Origin of the sequence: Arenicella xantha (assembly GCF_003315245.1) — a bacterium.
GTDB classification, from domain to species: Bacteria; Pseudomonadota; Gammaproteobacteria; order Arenicellales; family Arenicellaceae; genus Arenicella; species Arenicella xantha.
This window is the reverse complement of sequence record NZ_QNRT01000004.1, coordinates 316,576-339,063: the sequence shown is the minus strand read 5'-3', so window position 1 is coordinate 339,063 and position 22,488 is coordinate 316,576. Positions and strand designations below refer to the sequence as shown.

23 protein-coding genes and 1 pseudogene are annotated in these 22,488 nt (G+C 44.8%); 7 read left to right on the top strand and 17 right to left on the bottom strand.

What is annotated here, in order from left to right; translation table 11 throughout:
• Positions 1-17: 17 nt before the first annotated feature.
• Positions 18-1,088: an alpha/beta hydrolase gene (locus DFR28_RS15200; RefSeq protein ID WP_113955227.1), complete on the top strand. Its 1,071-nt coding sequence runs from the start codon at positions 18-20 to the stop codon at positions 1,086-1,088.
• Between the two features lie 87 nt (positions 1,089-1,175).
• Here the strand turns inward: DFR28_RS15200 and DFR28_RS15195 are convergent, their stop codons facing one another.
• Positions 1,176-2,015: a crotonase/enoyl-CoA hydratase family protein gene (locus tag DFR28_RS15195; RefSeq protein ID WP_211317008.1), complete on the bottom strand. Its 840-nt coding sequence runs from the start codon at positions 2,013-2,015 to the stop codon at positions 1,176-1,178.
• 259 nt (positions 2,016-2,274) lie between these two features.
• Between DFR28_RS15195 and folE the strand changes: the two genes are divergently transcribed.
• Positions 2,275-2,817 (top strand): GTP cyclohydrolase I FolE, encoded by a 543-nt coding sequence (folE, locus tag DFR28_RS15190; RefSeq protein ID WP_113955226.1) that lies wholly within the window; start codon positions 2,275-2,277, stop codon positions 2,815-2,817.
• A gap of 382 nt (positions 2,818-3,199) precedes the next feature.
• Here the strand turns inward: folE and DFR28_RS15185 are convergent, their stop codons facing one another.
• Positions 3,200-4,873 carry an esterase/lipase family protein gene (locus tag DFR28_RS15185; protein WP_113955225.1) on the bottom strand — a complete coding sequence of 558 codons (1,674 nt, stop codon included), beginning with the start codon at positions 4,871-4,873 and terminating at the stop codon, positions 3,200-3,202.
• Positions 4,874-4,953: 80 nt separating this feature from the next.
• Here DFR28_RS15185 and DFR28_RS15180 point away from each other — a divergent pair, with 80 nt between their 5' ends.
• From DFR28_RS15180 to DFR28_RS15160, 5 genes are all read left to right on the top strand, one after another.
• A complete protein-coding gene (locus DFR28_RS15180; protein WP_113955224.1) occupies positions 4,954-5,214 on the top strand; it encodes a LysR family transcriptional regulator in 261 nt (86 codons plus the stop codon).
• A 576-nt stretch (positions 5,215-5,790) separates the two neighbouring features.
• Positions 5,791-7,257, top strand: a complete 1,467-nt coding sequence (locus DFR28_RS15175; RefSeq protein WP_113955223.1) for a zinc-dependent metalloprotease family protein — start codon at positions 5,791-5,793, stop codon at positions 7,255-7,257.
• Positions 7,258-7,464: 207 nt separating this feature from the next.
• Positions 7,465-8,817, top strand: coding sequence for a serine hydrolase domain-containing protein (locus tag DFR28_RS15170; RefSeq protein WP_113955222.1), 1,353 nt, complete (start codon positions 7,465-7,467; stop codon positions 8,815-8,817).
• 359 nt (positions 8,818-9,176) lie between these two features.
• Positions 9,177-9,617, top strand: coding sequence for an SRPBCC family protein (locus DFR28_RS15165; RefSeq protein ID WP_113955221.1), 441 nt, complete (start codon positions 9,177-9,179; stop codon positions 9,615-9,617).
• Positions 9,618-9,938 carry an ArsR/SmtB family transcription factor gene (locus DFR28_RS15160; RefSeq protein WP_113955220.1) on the top strand — a complete coding sequence of 107 codons (321 nt, stop codon included), beginning with the start codon at positions 9,618-9,620 and terminating at the stop codon, positions 9,936-9,938.
• Between the two features lie 72 nt (positions 9,939-10,010).
• On the opposite strand, the gene DFR28_RS15155 is transcribed toward DFR28_RS15160, so the two are convergent.
• From DFR28_RS15155 to rnr, 15 genes and pseudogenes are all read right to left on the bottom strand, one after another.
• A complete protein-coding gene (locus DFR28_RS15155; RefSeq protein WP_113955219.1) occupies positions 10,011-10,811 on the bottom strand; it encodes a DUF4349 domain-containing protein in 801 nt (266 codons plus the stop codon).
• A gap of 88 nt (positions 10,812-10,899) precedes the next feature.
• Positions 10,900-11,556: a suppressor of fused domain protein gene (locus tag DFR28_RS15150; RefSeq protein WP_113955218.1), complete on the bottom strand. Its 657-nt coding sequence runs from the start codon at positions 11,554-11,556 to the stop codon at positions 10,900-10,902.
• Between the two features lie 79 nt (positions 11,557-11,635).
• Entirely contained in the window at positions 11,636-12,049 is a 414-nt protein-coding gene (locus DFR28_RS15145) for a hypothetical protein (RefSeq protein ID WP_113955217.1), read from the bottom strand.
• Positions 12,050-12,441: 392 nt separating this feature from the next.
• Positions 12,442-13,461, bottom strand: coding sequence for a hypothetical protein (locus tag DFR28_RS15140; RefSeq protein ID WP_113955216.1), 1,020 nt, complete (start codon positions 13,459-13,461; stop codon positions 12,442-12,444).
• 67 nt (positions 13,462-13,528) lie between these two features.
• On the bottom strand, positions 13,529-14,275 hold the full coding sequence (locus tag DFR28_RS15135; RefSeq protein WP_113955215.1) for a hypothetical protein: 747 nt from the start codon (positions 14,273-14,275) through the stop codon (positions 13,529-13,531).
• A gap of 60 nt (positions 14,276-14,335) precedes the next feature.
• Entirely contained in the window at positions 14,336-14,638 is a 303-nt protein-coding gene (locus DFR28_RS15130) for a helix-turn-helix domain-containing protein (protein ID WP_113955214.1), read from the bottom strand.
• A 5-nt stretch (positions 14,639-14,643) separates the two neighbouring features.
• Positions 14,644-14,987: pseudogene (locus DFR28_RS20095) on the bottom strand (type II toxin-antitoxin system RelE/ParE family toxin).
• Between the two features lie 130 nt (positions 14,988-15,117).
• A complete protein-coding gene (locus DFR28_RS15120) occupies positions 15,118-15,585 on the bottom strand; it encodes a hypothetical protein (RefSeq protein WP_113955213.1) in 468 nt (155 codons plus the stop codon).
• A gap of 154 nt (positions 15,586-15,739) precedes the next feature.
• Positions 15,740-16,192: a hypothetical protein gene (locus tag DFR28_RS15115; RefSeq protein ID WP_113955212.1), complete on the bottom strand. Its 453-nt coding sequence runs from the start codon at positions 16,190-16,192 to the stop codon at positions 15,740-15,742.
• Positions 16,193-16,450: 258 nt separating this feature from the next.
• Positions 16,451-16,984: a hypothetical protein gene (locus DFR28_RS15105; protein WP_113955210.1), complete on the bottom strand. Its 534-nt coding sequence runs from the start codon at positions 16,982-16,984 to the stop codon at positions 16,451-16,453.
• 88 nt (positions 16,985-17,072) lie between these two features.
• Entirely contained in the window at positions 17,073-18,008 is a 936-nt protein-coding gene (locus DFR28_RS15100) for a hypothetical protein (protein WP_113955209.1), read from the bottom strand.
• Positions 18,009-18,096: 88 nt separating this feature from the next.
• A complete protein-coding gene (locus DFR28_RS15095; protein ID WP_113955208.1) occupies positions 18,097-18,543 on the bottom strand; it encodes a hypothetical protein in 447 nt (148 codons plus the stop codon).
• A 351-nt stretch (positions 18,544-18,894) separates the two neighbouring features.
• Complete coding sequence (locus DFR28_RS15090) at positions 18,895-19,353, bottom strand: hypothetical protein (RefSeq protein ID WP_113955207.1); 459 nt, start codon at positions 19,351-19,353, stop codon at positions 18,895-18,897.
• Positions 19,354-19,444: 91 nt separating this feature from the next.
• Complete coding sequence (gene rlmB / locus DFR28_RS15085) at positions 19,445-20,212, bottom strand: 23S rRNA (guanosine(2251)-2'-O)-methyltransferase RlmB (protein ID WP_113955206.1); 768 nt, start codon at positions 20,210-20,212, stop codon at positions 19,445-19,447.
• 15 nt (positions 20,213-20,227) lie between these two features.
• Positions 20,228-22,420: a ribonuclease R gene (rnr, locus tag DFR28_RS15080; RefSeq protein ID WP_170132123.1), complete on the bottom strand. Its 2,193-nt coding sequence runs from the start codon at positions 22,418-22,420 to the stop codon at positions 20,228-20,230.
• Between the last annotated feature and the right edge of the window lie 68 nt (positions 22,421-22,488).

Here is a 22,488-nt window from a genome sequence, read left to right as displayed (position 1 = left end):
AATAGACGGAAAACATTATGAGTTGGTTATTATTTTTTGCAGTTATCGCGATCATTTGTCTGGTCGCGCTGTATATCCTTTCAGGACAAGATTTACGACAGTTTGACAGCCAGATCGACGATATCTTCGACGCTCACCCAGATGACAGCGCCGCCTTAAAGCGCTTAATTCCAATTCTGCAAACCGTGCGCAAAGACGCCAGTAGAACCAAGTCGCTGAAAAAAGGCTTGGCCGTGGTGCGTGACTTTGCCGACAACATCTCAGCCGATCTCGAAACTGACAGCGAGTTCCGCCCAGTAATCGCAAACGGCGTGAAAGCTGAATGGGCTATTGCCAAGGGCGCAGATCCGCAGCGTCGTATTCTGTTCATGCACGGTGGCGCATTTATTTTTGGTAGCCCGAAAGGTCATCGTAAAATGGCCGACCAACTGTCTAAATTAGCAAACGCCGCGGTGCTATCAGTCGACTACCGAATGTTGCCTGAACACGGTCGACGCGCCAGCATTTTAGATACCCAAGCCGCGTATCACTATATTTTGGTCAACGGCCCAGACGGTGCTTGCCCGTTATCATATCTATTGGTGTCTGGTGACTCGGCTGGCGGTAATCTCTGCCTAATGATTTCGAGCTGGAGCAAAAAGCATGCGGCCCGACGACCCGATGCCGTGGTTGCGTTCTCACCGTCTACCGACATGACAATGACCTCACCAACCGTCAAAGCCAACATTAAAACTGACTTAATGCTGGGCGAAGGTTTAGGTCTGCTTACACGGTTTCCTAATATTCTGCGTGCTTGGATCGGCTTTGCCAGTTTGAGAATGAATCCGGCTAACGAACTGGCCTCACCGCTATTCGGCGACTTAGCTGAGTTACCGCCAACATTGATTCATGCCAGTAGCAACGAGATGCTGCTCGGCGAGTCGATTCGCTACGTTAACCGCGCGAAATCGATGGGATCAAACGTAACCTTGCAAGTATGGAAAGACCAAATCCACGATTGGCATCTGTTCAATATGGGTCACGGATCAGCCAACGTTGCGTGGCAAGAAATCAAGAAGTTTATTGATCAGCACGATCCGGCAAAATAGCAATCCACCGGCCTACGGTGCTCAATCAGCAAAACGCTGAGCACCGTAGGTATTTTTAGACAGACTAAGCCCTGTTAGTCCTTAAAGTTAGTCCTTAAAGTTAGGCTCACGACCCTGTAGCGTCGCCATAACCGCTTCAATTTGATTTGGCTGCCCCATAATCTGGTCTTGCTCCTCTGACTCCATCAGCAAGCCTTGAGCTTGATCAAGATAATAACTCTGATCGATAATTCGCTTGGCTGACCGAATTGCGTGCGGATTCTTAGCCACAATATCAGCGGCGGTTTGCATGGCGTGTGCCAGCGGGTCTGCCACTATGTCAGTAATAAATCCCCACTCCTTAGCTTGTTCAGCGGTGAATATCTTGGCCGTATAAGTCAACTCTCGAATAACATCGTCGCGCACCAAATGACGCATTATTTGCGTGCTACTCATGTCCGGCACGATGCCCCACTTCAATTCCAAAATCGAGTAACGACTGTCAGCCGAGCCATAACGAAAATCCGCACCAAGCGCTATCTGTAAGCCGCCACCGAGCGCCACACCTTGCACCGCCGCAATCACCGGCATTGGCAGTTCACGCCACATCCAAGCGGCATACTGCGGCGCATTGGCGATACCATGTGTTCGTTTGGCTAAGTTGGTTACCAGATTGTCGCTGTCGGAACTCTCAGGCTCTGAGCTTTTAGATGAACCCGCTTTTTCTAAAATCGAGGTGAAGTTTGATTTATCTAATCCAGCACAAAAATTGCCACCATCACCCGACAGCACCACTACACGCACGCTGCGATCAGACTTCAATTGCTCGCCAACCATGGTAATAGCCTCAAACATTTTAACGTCCAGTGCGTTCATTTTTTCTGGGCGAGCTAAGCGCACATGCGCAATATGGTTGTCTACGGTCAGTTCAATTCGGTCGTTTATCATGATCAAGTAAGCAGCAGCAATTATTTAAAGTCGTCAGTGTAGGGTCGCGCTGCAACAACATCAAGATCAAGCAAATAAAAGTTGTGCGATACCGGCTATCACCGAACCCGATGGCCTTACCAGCTACAAACTGCAAACTAATTTGATATTCGCCCCTAACATTTACTTCACCGCAACGCCTTTTACGGCATAATTCAAACCATTAAAGTTAAGCCACTCCGATCAAACTAGACCGAGAGAAACACAAGCGAGAGAGACAATGGAAGAAGCCTACCGAAAGATTATCGAAGAATGCGGGGAAGATTTAACTCGACCTGGATTAGTAGATACGCCCAAACGGGCGGCCAGTGCAATGAAGTTTTTAACCCGAGGCTATGATCAAAAGCTAGACGACGTTATCAACAACGCACTATTCCCATCTGATTCTCGAGAAATGGTGATTGTTAAAGACATCGAACTCTACTCAATGTGTGAGCATCATTTGCTGCCCTTTATTGGTCGTGCGCACGTGGCCTACATACCCAACGGCAAAGTGTTAGGTCTGTCAAAGATTGCCCGCATTGTCGATATGTATGCACGCCGTATGCAAATTCAGGAACAACTCACCACCGAGATCGCTGAAACAATTCGCGAAGTCACTGGCGCAGAAGGCGTTGGTGTAATCATTGAAGCCAAGCATATGTGCATGATGATGCGCGGCGTCGAAAAACAAAACTCGTCAATGAAAACATCGTCGATGCTGGGTATTTTTCGCAGCAACCAGTCGACTCGTTCCGAGTTCTTGTCACTGGTTAGTAACTAGCATTATTCAACGCACCGCGCACCGAAAGCCAAAAATGAGTAAATCTCACCCGTCAGGGTGACGTTTACTCAGCTTGAGTCGATTATTCTACACACCAGTAGAGCACACCTGGACGTGGCCCGAAACGAGTAGTCAACTAAGGCTTTCAAGGAGATCAGCTCTATTGCGATCGCTACCAACGTAATAAATGCATTATGACGGTAGCGATTTTTATTAGGGGAAAGATCAGGGGTTCTGCGGTAGATGTATAAGAGTTTACACGGCCCAAAATATCTTCGTTAAACTATTCAAGTACCACTCAAAATTTATATAAAAGTGAAGCCGCGGCTAATGTGAAACTCACAAAGCACGGTGTCTATAGCCGCACTGAAACATCCTTCAATCAATCCAGAGTGCGTGGCTCAATGGGGTTAGAGGTAGCATGCGACTGTAATACTTGATCGACAATCTCTGGGTATTCCGCTAGAAAGCGAATGAATTCTCGTTGCACATGAGTAGTGGGCGTCACTTTGCCCTGCACCGCTTGGATAAAGTCCTGCTGTTGCAATAGCGGTGCAATACGATCATGTACCAGTAACACTAAATATTTGCCTGCATAGCCAATCAAATGCTGCGTGTCTGGACTGTAGGTGTCCGCGAGTGGCACATCTAAACCACCGTCTGCCAGAACTGCCATGCTTTCAGCCGAAAAAAGGCCGTCCACTTTATCCATCTCATCGAATAAACGGCTGATCATCCGCTCGTCAGATAAGATATCAACGTGGCCATTATCAAACCCAAACATTTGACTTGCTTGTTGTTGCGCCTCCGGACGAAGTTGGCTGGATAACGGCACCACACCGTCGCTGTTTTCCCCATATTTTAGGGTTTCAGAGTTCCGATAAGCATAGAAGAGCTGATGGTTCACAAAACTCGGCAACGGCTTGCGATACAGCTCCCGTATAAATTGACTGTTTGGGTTCAGGTCACGCCACGCCGGCAACACCAACGCGCCGCCACCGTCGCCGCTGGGCGCCGAGGGATGCCCCCCTAACGGGCTGGCGATACTGACAAATAGCTCGACTCGATTTTCACCACGTTTGTCTTGGTAGGAATTTAGCGCTTCACGCACAACGATCCCCCCCATACTGTGCGCCACCACAATCATCGGCATATCATCTAAGGGTATAACTTCGCCAGACAGAAACAGGCTATAAAAAAAGCCCGCCAACTGATGCAAATCACCACCAGAGGGATAGTAGAAAAACCATGGCCGATAACGGTCTCGATCTAAGCGATCCACAATTGGCTTAAACGATCGCGCACTGCCGCCGATGCCGTGCACAAATACCACTGGGATTTTATGCACTTCATCTTCCTCAAGCGCGTAGAACATAGTTGGTGCGTGCTCAAAAAACGATGCTGGATCATACATCCCGAGTGTTGACATATTCGAATCAAACACAGGGTCAGCGAGTTGGCGAATCGTGCCCGAAGGAAAGTACAGTGACTGCTGCGACTTCTCGCTCTCCAAGATAGGTAAACGATCCATTCTGTTCGAGGTCCTTGGTTCGCCAACGTCAATCTCGACCTGACCTACGACCAAATCTGGATACCGTGCCAGACTCAATTCAATCACGGTTTCTCCAACCACCTCCGCACTGTCAAACGTGGCGTCCCCATTGACATCAGCATACACTTGTAACACGAACTGGCCGGCTGGCAGATTGAGGCCGAAGTGGCGGCCGGTGCCGTGCGCGAACATCGTGTCCACACGCTCGTTCGGAGTAAATCGATCCGAGAACGCCGCAACAGCCGTTGCAACATTTGCGTAAGCGCCGTCGGCATCAACCGTCTGTCCGATCACAAAAAACGTATCGCGATCCAACATGTGCTTAAGGTTTTTTTGACTCGGGTCAGTGCTCTGAATTCGCGCATACTTAGCCTGAACAGAGGAATACTTAAGGTAGGTGCAGGCCGACAACTGGGTAGATAGCAGTACGATCAAGCCAATCGACCTCACGCCTATCAACGACAAGCGAGTGGTGATCTTATGTTTCGAGTTAACATTCAGCATGCTGAGGAATTATAGCTTTGCGCAGCTTGCCATGCACATAACCGTGTTGGAAATTTTGGAGGCTGTTCTGCGCGCCCACCATGAAACTCAATACCGATCGCCTCAACACGTTTTATCAAGTCGCTCTCGATAAGAATTTTTGCAAAGCCGCTGAGACTTTTTGGATCACGCAGTCCGGGCTGTCCCAAAGAGTGCTCAAGCTTGAACAAGAAATTGGTACTCATTTGTTTATTCGAAGCCCCGACGGCGTGGCAATGACCCACCAGGGGCGCGTGTTATTTGATTATGTATCTAATTTACAGGCACGCGAACAAGACGTATTGAATGAGGTGCCGGTTTAATGCCTTTGGGTAGCCCTGCACAACCCGAGATAAGAAGAGAAAAGAGGATGATGCAGATTGATTTCACAGAGCATCTTTAGCACAGAAACATCGAAGTTGGAAAGTTGATTGATCCATGCATATACCGATATTCGATATTTTCTCGCAGGCACTTTGCCCAAAACAGGTACGTTACGTAATCCTAGCGATCACAAAAAACCGACTCACGACAATGGCCACTGTTGAACAATAAGAAACGGCACACCCGACAAATAAAACCTCGGATTCCTCGGCATGCAATCCTCCTTGATTCTTCTCCCCTGCTCCCCTGCTCCACTTATCAGCGTATCACTTAATAAGTGATTGTGTACTGCGGCCGTCAGCCGATAGTTTCGTTCCAAAGCATTCTCTCTTGAAGTAACCGCTGCTCAAAAATGAGGCGGCCAAATGGCCAGTTGCGACCGTTCTAAGGCTACCCCTACACTAGACCGCTAAGGATTAAAGGCAGTTCGACTCAAAGGAGATGGCCGCAATGATGCGCCCATTATTGACAAATATTGGCGCACTTAGCGCCAAGAAACTAAGGAGAACCAGGTAATGAAACCGTTAACTTTTTATCGAAACCTCGTGGTATTGACCACCGTCATTGTGGCCAGCCTGTGTTTTGGCATGGCACAGGCTAAGAAGAGCGATTATCGCGATTGGAATCTAGACGTGGTGTTTTACAACGCCTCGAATGATAAAACAGAAGCCGACATAGCCGCCGCGGTAGCGCGCTGGGTTAGTAAGGCAGAGGACATCTATCAGCGCAGACCTTCGCTTAAAATCAACTATGAAATCAAACGAATTCAAACCAGAGGTGGCCGCAATGTCTCCGAGATGCTATTCGAATCGCAAGGCGAATATGCCAAGTTTATGGATGATCACTTTGACAACGTAGCCGTCACGAAAACCGAGGGAAACCTCACTGTACTCATTACCGACCGCCTGTGTAGTAGTCGATATAAAACTGGCGCGAAGAAAGGTGACCGAAAGTGTTGGGGCGGCTACGCGCATTTTCCGCATGACGTGAACCCGTTTAGTAAAAAGCGCGGCATCACCTTGGTGTCAAATATAGATGAGTTCACATTCACTCATGAGCTTGGTCATGTTTTCGGTCTTAAGCACACCTTTGAACCCTATATTGGGTTTAACCTGCAATGCAATAAAAGCTATAAACCGAAGGGGCGCCCTGAAGGCGAGTGTAATTCCTGTGCCGAAGGCAATGTGGTCTATGATGCCGAAGGCTTGCCATCAAGTTGTAAGCAGCGTTCAAATTTGATGGACTATTGCACCAGTAATATTGACGAAGAATACTTGAATACTTGTCAGGAAGAGCGAGCCGCCAATCAACGCCTGCAGTACATGACCACGAAAGGCGATACTAACTATTTCAAATTGAAAGGGCTTGTCGGTGAGCCGATTTGCAAGCAAGACAGCGACTGTGAAAGCGGGCGTTACTGCGCGACCGGTGTGGCGACCGTTGGGCGGAATCAATGTAAAGAGCTTAAGCCGATTGGCGCGAGTTGTACTGCGGCTAAGCAATGTGCGTCAGATCGTTGTAATACGGGCAAATGTAAAACGGCTGATGAATGTCAGAATGACAATGATTGCGGCCCCAACTCTATTTGTAAGCTTGGTCCCTTAGGTCTGGGTCAGAATCAGTGTATGGACCTCAAGTCACCAACTTGCCCGTCTGGCTGGAGCTACGAAATCCGTAATCCGCTCAACAAAGATCGGTGTAATAAAACGACTACGCAAACGGCTTCGTTGAAATGCAAATTATTGGTTACGGATAAAGCCAAAAACTGGACTGGACCACACGGCCAAAAAGGCGCAGACGAATGTCGCTCTAAAAAAGGTAAAAAGCCCAAAGGCGTAAAATGCCCAAGTGGCTATAAGCACAATATCAAGGCCGGCAGTGATACCTGCACAAAATCCAATACTGATCACCAAACACCGACTTGTCCCAGCGGTTGGGATTACAAGAGTCAGTCTGGTAAGGATGTCTGTCAAGACAAGTAGTCAGCTATGCCAACTATGTAGGTAAAAAAGGTATGGCCCAGCGGGTAGTGAGCTGGGTCATGTCTTCCTTCTGTGTGGCTGCCCTTGTTTCACTTCTTCCGTGTTTCACTCTCCCTTACTAGCTATTGATTTCCCTTTTTATCTGCGTGACTATAAACCACCACGAAACACACCGTCCAAGCCATACTGGCAGGAAGTCCGCACACAATGAATGACTCGAAATTTTTGCTAAAAATCGCTTTTTGCACTTTTTTGATTGGAATCAGCACCATCGCTCAGTCTAAGGATCTCACCACCGGTATGGTCGCCCACTTCCCAGACTTCAACAATCCCAAACTCAGTGCCAATTTCGACCCCGAAAAAATTAAGGCATTAGAAAACCGGATGCAACGTTTTGTTGCCGAAGGAGACACCATGGGTATCGCTACGTTGCTGGTTCACAATGGCGAGGTTATCAGTCATTCACAAGCAGGCGTACGTAATATCTTAGCTGGCAAACCGATTACACACGACACAATCTATCGAATTTACTCGATGACCAAACCGATTACCGGTGTGGCAATGATGATGCTTTACGAGGAGGGTAAGTTCTCGTTAGACGACCCTGTGTCAAAATTCATCCCTGAATTTTCTAATCTAGAGGTGGTAAAAAGTTACGATAAAGATGGAAACGTGGAGCTCGAGCCACTAGAACGTCAACCCACCATGCGCGAGCTTATGAGCCACACCGCCGGTTTTGCTTACGGTCTTTATGGCGATGACCCAGCTAACCGAGCATTCATGAGCAAAGGCGTGTTAGCCTCGCCAGATCTGCAAACCTTTATCGACCGAGTTGCCAGCATTCCATTGATGCATCAACCGGGTACAGATTGGTTTTATTCTGCTTCCGTGGACATTCAAGGAGCCATCATCGAGCGCATTACTGGGCAAACTTTAGGCAGCTATTTCAACTCAAAGATATTTACCCCTCTTGGTATGAAAGACACAGCATTCTATGTACCAGAAGAAAAATCTGACCGCCTGTCTGATGTTTTCGCATACCACCCAGTGTCGAAGAAATTTCAAGCAATGCCCTTTACTGAACCCGAGTACAACTTTTTCGGTGATATGTCGTTCAAAAAAGAAACACGCGCTATGGAGTCTGGCGGTGGAGGCTTAGTATCAACCCTGGCTGACTATGCTCGGTTCTGCCAGATGTTGGCCAACAACGGCGAATTCCAGGGCGTTCGCATATTAAATCCTGAGAGCATCACGCTCATGCGCAGCAATGTGTTGCGCGATGACCAAACGGTCAATATCGCCGGCAACCTAACTGAATCTCAAATCAAGACACTTGGCTTTGGTCTAAACGTGGGCACGTTCCGCAATATCGCTGAACAATCACAAACGAAAGTCAACAGCAGCTACTACTGGGGCGGCGCGGCCGGAACTTGGTTTTGGATCGACCCTGATAACAATCTCTATTTCATCGGCATGATCCAACGCTTCGATCAAGGCGGCCCACATGTGGACTTCAGGGCAGAATCACGAAAACTGGTTTATGACGCCCTACGGGAATAGCCAAACATCACTGAAACTTGGGTTCGTCTTATCTAGAGCGGCGCGGTCACTGATCTACCATTGCGTAAAGGAATGAAAATAAACTGAGTTTCATCCTTGATGTCTTTTGGCAACAACTCGATCGCGCCGGTATCACAAGCAGTATCAACCCCAACCTCTTCTCATGGATCATTAAAGGGGCAATCAATCGCTGTCACGCATCCACCACCGGTGAGTTTTTGGTCAGTAATGCGGACACCTAGACATCACCCACTAAACTCTTGTTAGCTTCCCCACAACATGCAACCATTTGGTTGCATATAGTTAAAGAGTATGTTCTACTCCATCCACTTACTCCCATCCTTCCTCGAGAGGTCAACATGCAAAACACCATTGAACGCGAAATTACGATGAAAGCTTCAAAAGAACGCATTTATGAAGCCATAGCCAATCCTGAATATGTAACACAGTGGTTTCCTGAGACACTTGAAGGCAGCTATACCGTGGGAGAGCAACCTATTTTTGGGTTCGGTGATCATGGTAAGAATCAGATCTGCGTCATTGCCGCACAACCCCATGAATATTTTGCATATCGATGGGTACCAGGAGCCAGTAACTTTCTGGGAGATGTATTAACAGTTCCCAATACTTTGATTGAATTCCGCATTGCTGAACTGGCTGATGGAACGTGCAAAGTAACTCTCACAGAATCTGGCTTTGCAGACCTTCCAACAGAACTGATGGAGGCCGCCTACAAGCAAAACTCTGGTGGTTGGGATTTCATGCTTGACCGACTAGAAAAGTACATTGAGACCGTATAAGTGATTGAAGCAACGATATACAAGGCGCTGGGCGATCCAATTCGATTAGAAATCGTGAAAAGGCTTTCTATAACTTCAACCAGCACTATTGGCGATATTTCAACCGATTTGGGGATATCAAGACAAGGAGCCAGAAAACAACTTCAGGTTTTAGTAAACGCGAACGTTGTGCATCTTATGCAGAAAGGAAGGCAAACACACGTGATACTAGACACCAAAACCCTTCAAATCGCTAGCTCGTTTATTTCACAATTAGAACGCCAATGGGATAACCGCCTTGAAGCATTGAAAGATTTCGTAGAAGAGTCAAACTCAGATTGAAGGCGCTTCGGGGATACCTAACGCATAGTGCAGGAGCGTTTTAAAATATGCTGCTTGCACATTTTGTTATGCCTATTCTTTAGCTCTGGTTTTCCGCCATACAATACGTAAAACATAGAGCAAAAATAAAACAATAAGGACCCAAGGTAGAAGATACGCCACAGTAATAATTGCTTGAGATATACCTTCTGATAGATTTTCGCCAAAATCTGCTAGCGAGCCTGAAATTGGCCCCCAGAACGACACATATGAGCGTGAGCGTAATGATATGTGAACAATGTCCATTTGGGTACGCTGGAGTAATTTTGCTTTTTCTCCTTGCGCGTACTCGATATTGGATTGAACCTTTGAGAGTTCTTGTGCGATTTTTATCAGGGACTCAATATCGCTAGTCGATTCTTTCTCTAATTCAATTAACCTAGATTGATACTGAAGGAGCATTTCAAGCCGCTTGCTGCCGTTGACGATAGCATCTTGGAGATCTTCAACATCTGTAGATTTATTTAAAATATTTCCTTGCCCGGAAGCTAAACTGAGAAGAGGTTCAACTCCAGCAGGCAAAACCCTAGCCTGAATATTGCTAGATGAATAATCTCCAGTATTGATGCTGGAATGAATAATTGTGCATTTATTCGTCGTATCATCAGCGCAGAAAGAAATTATTTCTTCGAATATTTTCCCTATATCATCTTTAGGTAGATCAATCGTTATTCTGTGTTCGTAAGCTAAGTATTCCGATCTATTTCGTTGCTCAGCTTCTACTGAAGCCTCTTTGCGCTTACTCAACGATGCAGCATCATAAGAAGATTCGCTAGAACAACCAATAATGTTTAGGAGTATCAGGCTTGATAGTATGTACTTAATATAATTCATATATCGTGGTCTTGTTTTTAAACATAACGCCTCTCGAACGGGCGCGTGGTAAACGCGTATGAGCCGCAGGCGGCAGTTTGGATGCTTGTTAACTGTCTTTTCGACATAAATCCGTGACCAGCATAGTCGTTTCTTTTTGTAGTTCTATTACTAAATCTTTAATTTCCACTTCTTCGCTTTTTATGCTTTGAAATTCTTGTTCAGTAATCCCAACAATTTGTAAAAATTTAACTTCACCATGAACGGTGTTGATGGTTTTGAGTTCACTATCCTCGATAAAAAAGAGAGCTACTAAATCTGTTTCACAATCTAGTCTAAGCGGTCCATTTGCAGGAAAGTAATGATATTGATCAAACCAATTTCCTGTCTTAAATACATAACGCGCTAAGTTTTGAAGTAAGTTAATAGCCCAATAGGGATATTCCTTGTCTTCAGCGAATGGACGAACTCTAAAGGTAAGCTCGAAGCCAAATTTACTGTAATCCTCCCCCAATGATTCTTCGTCATAGTAAAGCTGAGAAAACCCGTAAGTGACTATGTGAAAATATTCTCCGTGATCGTCATTAGCCTTATAAAGGCTAATGCCATCGAGCGGATCATTTCCACCTACAGAATAATGAGGGACTGCCGCAAAGTGCTTCGGTTCTTGATTTGGATAAATTTTCAATAACTCCGAATCAATTGCATCCCACCCTGGAGAACACTCGTTGTCGGCGTAAGTAGTTTTATATTCTTCGATATTCATGTCTGTGCCGTTAACGCCAAAAGCAGCGGCGCCGCAGCCGTCCCTGCCCGCAGGGCAGACTGACTTTTCTTGTTAGGTTTCATGAATTCCATATTATTCCCAAACCTATAACTGCAGCGATAAGCGTAGTCACCCAAACTACCGACTTTTTATAAGCATGAACAAGACTAAATCGCTCTGGATTGTTTGGATGGTATCTCAATTCAAACTCCCACGGGACGACAGGAAAATAATTCTTCCTAAAGCCAGAGACTTGCGTATAGGCCTCAATGTGAGGATTTTTCGCGTACTTTCGAGAATCAACTATGTATTCTATACCGTAATCTGTGTCAACGAACGGATCCAAAAGCCACCCCGAAACTCCCTTTTTCTTGTTTGAAGTTAATTCGACAACCTGCGCTCGAGTGGTGGGCCATTTTTTAGTGAACATCGGTACAATAAAAAAATACAGTGGTGCCAAAAATATGATTATTCCAATCAACTTTAAAATCATACTCTAACCTCTCCTAGAAACGCCCCGATAAACCGCACTCGCTTGCGAGCGTCGGGCGACTGCAAGGAGCGAATTTCATTGACTTATTATGAGTTTTTGACAAAGTGCTTTTCTGCGAACAATTTTATTACATTTAAACCATACGTGGATCGATGATTATATTTACAACTTTCTTTGTATGATATTTTTTTCAACATAATCAAAGCCACCTATTAGATAACCCGCTTCAAATTGGAGTAAAGGTTTCAGGCCATCTTCTTCAAGTGACTTATTATTTTGTGGAATAGCTGTTTTGATGTTTTGCTCTTTGACGACTTATTATTTATTTTAGTTATTAACATTCAAGTTTTTAGACGCTCAAATTTCACTTACGCTACCGATTTACCACCTTCCTATAGCCATGCACTTTTACTAAAGAACTTCACAGTAGATTTCTTTCCGTTGCCCGTGACTAATTTTATCAACGAGTCTTGGATAAATGTCACGATCCAATCATCCTGCTTCAATTCTAAAAGCGAGTACTTTAAAGTACGTAGTTTCACTTCATTAGCATCAATCGAATCAATCACGTACTTGTAGTCGGTGTAATGCGAAATACCATCTTGCGTGATCTTAAGTGTGTGATCAATTGATTTAGACCTTATTGATTCGGATGCCCATTCGATCATATTGTCTTTACATCCTTTCCAGAATTGTCGATCGGCATTTGACGAATTTTGCCATCTCTCATCTGCCGTGTTTAAAAATTCAGTCAATGTCAATTTAACATCTAATTCCCACGTTCCATAAAGACGCGGGCATATTTGAGCTGAATTGGAGACCATTTCATCAATTTGTTTTTCCACCTCATCCGCTGTCGGTCGTTGAACTTCATATTCATCGTCATACTCGTCTTCTGAGAATGAGTCGTGGTTAAGGTCCTCGATACCTAAACTCTCACTAAGCTTAGCTTTCAAAATACTGTTTTCGCGCTGCCACCAATCAACGAAATCCCGATCCACCTCTGTTGGGAAATGACGAAAAATAAGCTCGCCAGCTTTTATCGCGCTGATTATCTCAGCCTCGTCTTGTTTCAGAAACGCCCTAATCGTCAAAACACCGCAGTTTTTGAATAGTTTTAGCAGATCTAAAAGAATTAATTGCGATGCATTACCACCTATGAAGACAGCACCAAGAACCTCTTCATCTTCTATGTAGCCTTCGAAGCTAAAATCGTCGCTGATATTCGGGTTCTTTGAAATAAAGTGATCTACTGCCGACGAACCGGAATCTGAACAATTCACTTCTAGTCCTTTGAGTTCACCAATTCCACAACCCCCAATGGTTACACCTTCCAAAACTGACGCAAGCTTTTTGAAAAACTCACGATGCTCAGACCTCTTCTCTATATATATACTTATCTGTGCTTCCATTTTCTCTCAGAACAATATGAGTAATGTGACTTGATTTTCTGTAGGAACAGAACAGCCCGTCCATGTTTTATTCGGTTTCTTTAGTGTCTGTAGCAGTCCAGCTTTCATCAAATAGATTTTCTAGCCTTTCAAAACTAGAAGATAAATTATCTAGAACTGAATCGATAGTACCAATATCCAGTGAAATTGGTCGTCCATTTATAACTGCGTTTTTCTTTCTACTGGCAGCGAGCTCTATAATTTTATTTGCCGAGACTGAAGAAGATCTAATTTGACTTCGACGCTGTTCAATTGCCCTAATATACATATCAGAACCTTTAGGATAAGCGAGAGCTTTTTTAAAGCGAGATAATAGTTCAGATTCCAACACTGGCAATCTCTCGGACCTAACTATTTTCTGTTGTTCATAGGATAACTTAACACTGGTCCAAATTTCTTTCTGATACTCCTGCGCCCCTATCATTTTTGCTGAAAGGTTTTTCTTGAGCACTTCTATCTCGTAATCAGATTCTATTTTACGAATTTCCGACCAAAAGAGTTCATGAGTTTCGGCAGTGAGGTCACCTTCTGGCTGCATCACATACCGGAATATTTCTTGAATTACATCTATATCTTGGGCAAGAGCTTTAACAGGGCCCAATAGATACAAAACTAATAGCAGTATTTTTATCGCATTCATTTTTATTATATTTTTAACAGTGAAAAAGAAATGCAAAGAATTAAAGCCCGTGGGGATAGCAAGGGCGCAATCATCAGACTTGGATACACGTCGTACTTCATTAAAAAACCTGACCTCCAAGGTATTGGCGCGCACAAAGTGCGCGTCCAGCCCGCAGGGCAAAATACCCTTTCTTGTTATGTGACAATTTTCAAACTACACGGGAAATCCATAATTTTTCCCATCTGGAGCTTCTATATTGATATTGAGTTTGCCACCGAGCGCTTCGATATACTTTTTAAGTGAGGAGAGCTTCATATCATTTCCAAGTTTTTCTATACCCGCTATTGTGGGTTGAGTTACTCCCATAGCCTCCGCTATTTCACTTTGCGTTTTTTCTAAAAGTTGACGTAGCTCAGCAAGATGAATTTCAAGCAACATTTGAGTTGCCATTGATTCTGCTCTATTTACCACTTCAGCTTTTTCGTTTTCTAATACACTTTGTAAAGATCTAGCCATAACTACTACCTCAATTTATCTAGATGCTGCTGATATTCAACTTCAGCTATAGGAATCATTTTTTGTAAAACTGCTTCTCATCGCCGACCTTATTACCAGCACACAAAATTACCCCAGCTCTTTTAGGGTCAAATGCAAAAAAGGCTCTCAAGGGTTACCCTTTACTTTGGATCCTAAGTTCCTTCATATTGGAAAACTTTGATCCAGCTAACGTATCTGCATAAGGTCTTGATAATTGTGGACCTTTTTCTTTAAGAAGTAGCATACAAGCAAGTACATCAGCTCTCTGAGTATCATCTAAGCTCTTATACCAATCACTAAAAGTATCGGTTAGTTCTATGTTCCACATTACTCACCTCCTTGTATTATAGGTTTAATCCTATATAGGTTCAATGTTATATTTTGTTCACACCCTTTAAAACGGGCGCGCGTCTTCTGCGCGTCCGAGCACACGCAGTGTGCGGCAGTTTTGTGACTTGTTAAGTCCCAGAGTACGCATCTATTTGAAGATCGAAAAACTCTTTAGTTGCAGGGTCGTATATAGCACCCCAGCAATAGTTGCCGCAATGTAATGGGAATATTTCATTTTCGTGTCCTCGTTCCCTAGCCCATTTGAGGGACTCTCCCAGTTCGTCACTTCCTCTCACTGAATTTATGTAGATATATTTCTTTGTTTTTATCTTGATTCCAATATATTGACGATAGTATTCGATGGCAGGCAATGCGAGGTGGCCTTGGTCCCAAATTGAACTAAATATTTGATCGTCTAGAATCGATAGATTTGACTCAAGAATAGCAATTTCTTTTTGAGTCGGTATCCAGAATTTTGTACTCTCAGGCCTACTGCGATCTCCGTTATTCCTTAATAACGCGGTCATTGTCTTTTCGTCTATTATGATCTGGTGAGTGTTTTCCTCAAATAGCCATTTTTTTTCAACCTTGATCACAAAGAGTGGGTAGATGAACAGGCTAATTAACAATAAAGTCGAGACACTCGCCGTCAACGTTTGTAAAAAACGTATGTTCAAAATGTAATTAACGCCTTAAACAGCGGCGAACATAGTGAGTCCGGCAGCTTTAGCTGCGAACTGGTTTAACTTGTTATGAATTTTCTGCACATTCTATCGCTAGTCGAGAAAGCATTAGTGTCATCGCTAATGACCTATCTGCATATTTCGGAAGATACGTCTTAAAATTCTGGTCTACCCAGTCGGCGAAATTAAGTATTTCCTGTTTTGAATCCAGGTCAGCCTCATTTTCAGCCGCTTGGCGCCAAAGGGAAGTTTCTACATAAGCTTTCTCGGATAGAGCTCTATCAATTAATTCTCGCTTATTTTCGACTATGAAGATTCCCGCATTTACGACTGCATTTAACTCTGCAAGATTTGCTCCTTTTTCTAGATCAGAATAATCCAGAGCGTTCGCCATCGTATCCACTTCATATTCTATTTGAGCAGGTATGAAAGTATTGAGTGAACACTCAACGGCTGATTTTGTTGGCTTTAAACCTGTAACGCTAATCGATTTTTCCGCAAGATTTTGATACGTATTCATGCTTCGATTCGTAAATTGCATAGTATTTATAATGATTGATGCCAATTCCGAATTAGATTCATTAGCTAGAATCTTAGAGGAAAAGCCTAGGATTAAAAATATGATGATTGTGAAGAGTGATTTAGTCATTTTTCATAACAGTTTTAATATCCGTCACGATGACTGGATATTTCTAAGATATCGGGGTCACCCATTAGCCACGCGGAGTGAACTTGTTGGCGGAGTGAACTTGTTGGCGGAGTGAACTTTGACACCTTGTTAGCAGCCATGCCGACACATAGACAAGGCCGCCAACACGACAGTAATAAGCGTATCAGTTACATTATCACCAAATTTCGACCTTAACGATTGAACGGCAACAGATTCTAATATACCTGAATTATCTAAGCCTAAGTCTTCTTCGAGGCCTTTTTGAATTGATGATAGAGCCTCCTTTTCATATCCCGTTGGTGAAGAAGTGTCTATAAAACTTTGAATTTTATTGAGAGCGATGTTTTTACCGTTTTTTGCATACTCGGAATATATGTCTGCATACCAACCCCAGACTCTAGAGCCAAGATAAGAATCGAGAACGGTAGACTTTTCTTTAATTATCTTTAGATCTTTGGACTCTAAACCTTCTTTGAAAGATTCGAATTCATGTTGCAATTCGATTAGAGATTGCTGATCAATCTTTTCCTTTAATTCTTCTGCTTTCTCATTAATTGAGTTCGCAACGGAGCTGAGTCTTTCAGAATTCTGATCTGAACAACCAACGATACTAAAGATTAGTAAAAAAGCTATGATCCGCATGCCTGCTAATGCCTTTAAAACGGGCGAGCGCGAAGTGCGCGTCCGAGTGAGCGTAGCGAATGTAAGTTTTTGAACTTGTTAGGTATTTTTACCATATTCTGCGAATTTCAGTTTTCATAAGAGCTTCTTCTATTTTAGATGCCGCTTCACTAAATCCTGTGCTTTTACAGGCGATCGCGGCTTCAATCATTAAAGCTCTTAATTTTTCATAGTATGCGATATAAAGCTGATCATCGAGATCAGTTGTAGATTCATAAATCGTAAATGTATGAGTTTCTAAACCTTCAATCCAATCTTTGAAGTCTGTTGGGTTTTCACTCATCTCTTTCAAAAATGCTTCAGGTGAAAGCACAAACGCTTTAGATAATTCAGTTCCTACTTCTTGAAATGCCGCACCGTCACGCATTTTCCAATCTGCAACCAATTGAGGAACAGTCGATTCACCTATCCGATCTTCCAATGCTCCTAAGACACGGGGCCCGAAATCCATTGCCCACCCAAAAGCAGAATCATCAACCTCGGCACCATGTGCAGCTTGGTTTAACAGAGGCAAGAGATCACGTATTGCCGCAGCTTCTTTTTGATCGAGCACGCCTACCTTTTCTAGAGTTCGAGTAAGATTGTTTGCTCCGTACCCCTGTACTTCGATTTTTCGTCGTTTCGCTAAATCCTTTAAACGCGACTCTATTTCTATTCTCAACCCAGAAAGCGCAAGATTTGAATCTGCTCCCGATACAGACTGAAAGGAATACTCGTGCCTTTGCATAGGTTTTAAATTTTTCTCTTGTGTGATGAGCCCTGACTCTTCAACCTTTCTAGCAGCTTGCTCCAATTCTTGATACTCAACCTTAACACCCCCAGGCAATTCAACGCTCTTGAATAGTGGGCCTAGCCATGGAATCACGGCTATACCCAAGAGTGTTACTGTGATGGCGTCGACTGTGATCGATGGAAACCATGAATGCACAATTGCTATAGCAACAGCGGCTAAAGTGATGACTATTTGTATGGCACGAACTCTCATATATACCTAACGCCTTTGCAAGGGGCGGCGCGCTTTATCGCCGTCCCGCGAAGTGAGCACAGCGAACGTAGCAAACTTTGCAAACTTGTTATGCATCATTTTCGTACGTGATTTTATTAAACTCTGAGATTGCATTTCTCAGATCATTTAGAAGGTATTTTTCTTCTATTTCAACTTTGTCTTTTCTAAGACGAAGAATCATGATTTCCACAGCTTCTATGACTTTTTCAGACAAATAAACCTTTAGCTCATCAGTCGTTTTCTTCGTCCAAACTGACTTAGGAATGTCAATATCGATTCCTATGTATCTATCTTTTTTATGACGTCGCAACTTCCATATTTTTTCTTCATCATAATCAGTATGCCTTCCACCAACTCGCAATACGAGTGCGTAGTGATCGACTTCTGAACAATAAGTAGAGGTGCAAAATTTATATATTAATTTATAAAGATCTACTTTGATTTTACCAATACCATTGTTCGGACCACTACTCTGGCAGCCAATAGATAGTATTCCCTTATCTTCGAACCACATTAGATATCTCCAGAGTATGCATAACAGTTTTAATATCCGTCACGATGACTGGATATTTCTTGCATAGATATTTTTTCTGTTGCCATTGGCTAATCCTTTAAAATCAATGATTTAGGTTCGTTCAAAATAAATATCCAGTCATTCTGCCGTGATATTTTTTTCGCGCTATTTTTCATAAAGCATTGAAAAACATAGCTTTAATCGAAAAATATCTTGTCTGCATGGATATTTCGCAAATGCTAAACAATCGCCGTTAGTATGCAACAGGCTTAGCACGGCGTCATCCGACCAACGTCCCATCATTGGTAACAGTCGTTGTTTGTACTGTGGCCGAAATAATCAGCCAATGACTTACTTTAAGTTTGGGTCTGGTGTGCCGGACTCTAGTAAATTGCTGGGGCTAGTAATAACGCAACGTTGCTCAATGCATGCAGCTACGGCTGGCGGTAGCATTTGGCAAGTCGACATCATTTGGTTGCGCTGATTAGTTTGCTGCGCCAGCTCAGCGGATTGTTTGGCTAGATTCTCCAGCGCCACAATTGCTTGCGTGCCGATTTGTTTTGAGTACACCATGTGCGCACTTGGTCCGCCGCAAGCGCGTTGGCCGATTGGCATGGTGGCGCAATCGGAATCGACATCGCAATAGCGGTTTTCTGCTATCGCCTCCATTTCTTGATGCACAACCTCAATGGTTGGTGGCAATTCTGTGCCGACTGATTCGACTTCAAAAGCCTCGTCAGATGATGCCGAGCTGCAAGCAAGCAGTGACCACGCAAGCGCAAAAACAATGCAAATTCGAAATAAGTTCATGGTGAACCTCCGCCCTAAATTAGATGGATTAGTGTGAGCAATGAAGCGCCAAACGCGCGCGCTTATGGACTAACGGTAACATACTCAAGCCTTAGCTTGCGGTAGCGACTGAACGTTGGCGAACCACTTCATACAGGCAAACGCCGGTCGCCACGGACACATTCAAGCTCGACACAATCGTGCTAGCCATTGGCAAACTCACCAAGCTGTCGCACTTTGATTCGGTTAACTGACGTAAGCCCTTGCCTTCGGCGCCCATCACCAGTCCAACTGGGCCAGTGAAGTCTTGTTGATACAGCGAATGCGTGGCTTTGTCTGAGGTGCCGATCATCCAAACCCCTTGGCGCTTCAAACCTTCAATGGCTCGCGCTAGGTTCGCCACCCGAAAAATTGGCATGGTTTCAGCCGCGCCACTGGCAACCTTTTGCACCACGGCGGTGAGCGGGCTGGCGTTGTCTTTTGCAACGATTACCGCATCTACCCCAGCAGCATCGGCGGTGCGTAAACACGCGCCGAAATTATGCGGGTCTTGCACTTGATCTAATATCAGCATCAAGGCTGGTTTATTCTCGGACAACGACGCAACAAAGCGTTCAAGCTCTTTGTCGCTGCCTAACTGACGCGGCCTTGCGGTTAGCGCCACACCTTGATGTTGGCTATTCTTACAACGCTTTTCGAGCTCTTGTTTGTCTACCGGATGAATCGACAAACCAATTGCTTCAGCGCGATCTAAAATATCGCGCTGAGCAGCGTGCTTGGGATTAATCACCACCCATAATTGTAACGCGCGCTCTGGATTAACGCGTAACACCGCATCCACAGCATGGTTGCCGAGTACCCACGACTCTTGTTGTGCCATCTTGCTATTTACTCACTATTTGCGTTTTGGTTTTCGGCTTGGTGTCTTGCTTGACGACCGCTTTTGACCTGAATTCGGTTTTGACCGGCCTGATTTTCCGCGACTGAATTTTTCATTTTTAACGTCGGTCAACGCGAAATCAATACGGCCCTGCTCCATATCAACACGCGCTACTTGCACTTCAAGTCGATCGCCAGTGGTGTAAGTGCGGCCACTGTTTTCACCAATGAGTCGGCGTGTTTCACTGTCGTAGCGATAATAGTCTTGCCCGAGTGATGTGATGTGCACTAAGCCATCAACATAGAACTCTTCTAGCTCAACGAAAAGACCAAAATCAGTCACACTCGAAACCACGCCATGCAAATTCTCACCAATTTTATGGCTCATAAATTCGCACTTCAGCCACTGCACCGCTTCGCGGGTTGCGGACTCAGCTCGACGCTCAGTAAACGAAGCTTGTTCTGCGGTTTTCTCAACCGCCAAAAACATTTCGTCAGTGTCTTGCAGCGTTGGGTTTTCCAGTAAACGTCGAATTTGGCGATGCACCAACAGGTCGGGGTATCGTCGTATCGGCGAGGTGAAATGCGTGTACGAGTCAAAATTGAGCGCAAAGTGCCCATTATTTTCAACGTCATAACGCGCTTGTTTCATACTGCGCAACAGTGCTGTTTGCACTATTTTGGCGGTAATCGGGTCATCGACTTGCTTAATGACTTGCGAGAAGTGCTCTGGCCCTGGTGTATCACCACCGGGTAACAGCAGTTTAAATTGTCGCAAAAAGGTTCGCGCATCCGCTATTTTGTCTTCGTCTGGTGCATCGTGAACACGGTAGATACCGGCGGCATCAGAATCGTCTAACATCAACGCAGCACAGATATTGGCGGCCAACATACACTCTTCAATTAAACGATGTGCCTCGTTGCGTTCACGCGCCTCGACTCGTTCGATTTTCCGTTCGTCATCAAAAATAATGATCGGCTCGGGTATCTCAAATTCAATGGTGCCAGACTGTCTGCGGCGCGCACCAAGTTTGGTAGACAACGTATAAAGGTCGTGAATTGCCGGCTGCAACGACTCAGGAATACCGGATGCCTCGACATTGCCGTCAATCAACTCTGAGACTTGCGTATAGGTTAACCGAGCGTGTGAATGCATCACTGCTTGATAGAACGTGTAACTGGCTATTTCGCCATCTGGCTCCACATGCATGTCGCACACAAAACACAAACGATCCACATGTGGATTCAATGAGCACAGTCCATTCGACAGCACTTCGGGCAACATGGGAATCACGTTATTCGGAAAATACACCGACGTGCCACGATGCCAAGCTTCTTGATCTAACGGGCTTTGTTCGCGCACATACGACGACACATCGGCAATGGCGACCAATAAACGGTAGCGCCCATTCTCGAGTGGTTCGCAGTACACGGCGTCATCAAAATCTCGCGCGTCTTCGCCATCGATAGTCACGAGTGGCAGATCGCGTATATCCGTACGCCCTTCCATTTCGCTCTCGCTCACCGTCTCCGACAAGCCTTCAATCTGGCGTTCCACCGCATCAGGCCACTCGTGTGGCAACTGGTGCTTACGAATTGCGATTTCGATTTCCATGCCCGGCGACAAATAATCACCAATTACTTCTACAATCTCGCCCACTGGTTGCAAGTGCTTGGTTGGATGCTTGGTGATTTTCACCGACACAACCTGACCCGAGGTAGCACCAGCCACGTGTTCTGGCAGTACAAAAATGTCTTGCCCAATACGCTGATCGTCCGGCACCACAAAGTGCAGCCCGTTCTCATTGAAATAGCGACCAACCACGACCAAATTGCCGCGTTCGACTACGTCAATGATTTGGCCAAATAACTTTTGCCGACGGTCGCGTCCAACCACTCGTACATTGACGATGTCGTTGTGCAGTACTTCGTGCATTTCGTGTGAGCGAAGAAAAACCTTTTCTTTAGTGTCATCGGTCAACACGTAACCGTGACCGTCTACATGGCCAATTACTCGGCCTCGATGTTCTTGAATGGCGTGCTTCATCGCCCAGCGATGCTTGCTAAGTTGCGAGACTTTTCCTTCATCTCGCAACTGCTCCAAAATCTCAAATGTTTCCTGTCGGCCTTCCTTGCCGATGCGTCCCAAGGTTTCAGCGATGGCTTTGGTATTGGCCGGTTCGCTGCGTTGAGACAAATATTTCAACACGATGCTTGTGCTTAAACGTTTATGCTTTCGTGATGATTTTTTATTTTGTTTACTTTTCTTATTCAAAT

Bases quoted from the DNA above. Each gene is read 5' to 3' on its own strand.
- rlmB (WP_113955206.1), bottom strand. From the start codon at position 20,212: ATGGCACAACAAGAGTCGTGGGTACTCGGCAACCATGCTGTGGATGCG.
- DFR28_RS15105 (WP_113955210.1), bottom strand. From the start codon at position 16,984: ATGCGGATCATAGCTTTTTTACTAATCTTTAGTATCGTTGGTTGTTCA.
- DFR28_RS15200 (WP_113955227.1), top strand. From the start codon at position 18: ATGAGTTGGTTATTATTTTTTGCAGTTATCGCGATCATTTGTCTGGTC.
- DFR28_RS15095 (WP_113955208.1), bottom strand. From the start codon at position 18,543: ATGTGGTTCGAAGATAAGGGAATACTATCTATTGGCTGCCAGAGTAGT.
- DFR28_RS15155 (WP_113955219.1), bottom strand. From the start codon at position 10,811: ATGAATTATATTAAGTACATACTATCAAGCCTGATACTCCTAAACATT.
- DFR28_RS15100 (WP_113955209.1), bottom strand. From the start codon at position 18,008: ATGAGAGTTCGTGCCATACAAATAGTCATCACTTTAGCCGCTGTTGCT.
- DFR28_RS15140 (WP_113955216.1), bottom strand. From the start codon at position 13,461: ATGGAAGCACAGATAAGTATATATATAGAGAAGAGGTCTGAGCATCGT.
- DFR28_RS15195 (WP_211317008.1), bottom strand. From the start codon at position 2,015: ATGATAAACGACCGAATTGAACTGACCGTAGACAACCATATTGCGCAT.
- DFR28_RS15175 (WP_113955223.1), top strand. From the start codon at position 5,791: ATGAAACCGTTAACTTTTTATCGAAACCTCGTGGTATTGACCACCGTC.
- DFR28_RS15115 (WP_113955212.1), bottom strand. From the start codon at position 16,192: ATGAATACGTATCAAAATCTTGCGGAAAAATCGATTAGCGTTACAGGT.
- DFR28_RS15145 (WP_113955217.1), bottom strand. From the start codon at position 12,049: ATGATTTTAAAGTTGATTGGAATAATCATATTTTTGGCACCACTGTAT.
- DFR28_RS15130 (WP_113955214.1), bottom strand. From the start codon at position 14,638: ATGGCTAGATCTTTACAAAGTGTATTAGAAAACGAAAAAGCTGAAGTG.
- DFR28_RS15180 (WP_113955224.1), top strand. From the start codon at position 4,954: ATGAAACTCAATACCGATCGCCTCAACACGTTTTATCAAGTCGCTCTC.
- DFR28_RS15090 (WP_113955207.1), bottom strand. From the start codon at position 19,353: ATGAACTTATTTCGAATTTGCATTGTTTTTGCGCTTGCGTGGTCACTG.
- DFR28_RS15150 (WP_113955218.1), bottom strand. From the start codon at position 11,556: ATGAATATCGAAGAATATAAAACTACTTACGCCGACAACGAGTGTTCT.
- folE (WP_113955226.1), top strand. From the start codon at position 2,275: ATGGAAGAAGCCTACCGAAAGATTATCGAAGAATGCGGGGAAGATTTA.
- DFR28_RS15185 (WP_113955225.1), bottom strand. From the start codon at position 4,873: ATGCTGAATGTTAACTCGAAACATAAGATCACCACTCGCTTGTCGTTG.
- DFR28_RS15165 (WP_113955221.1), top strand. From the start codon at position 9,177: ATGCAAAACACCATTGAACGCGAAATTACGATGAAAGCTTCAAAAGAA.
- DFR28_RS15170 (WP_113955222.1), top strand. From the start codon at position 7,465: ATGAATGACTCGAAATTTTTGCTAAAAATCGCTTTTTGCACTTTTTTG.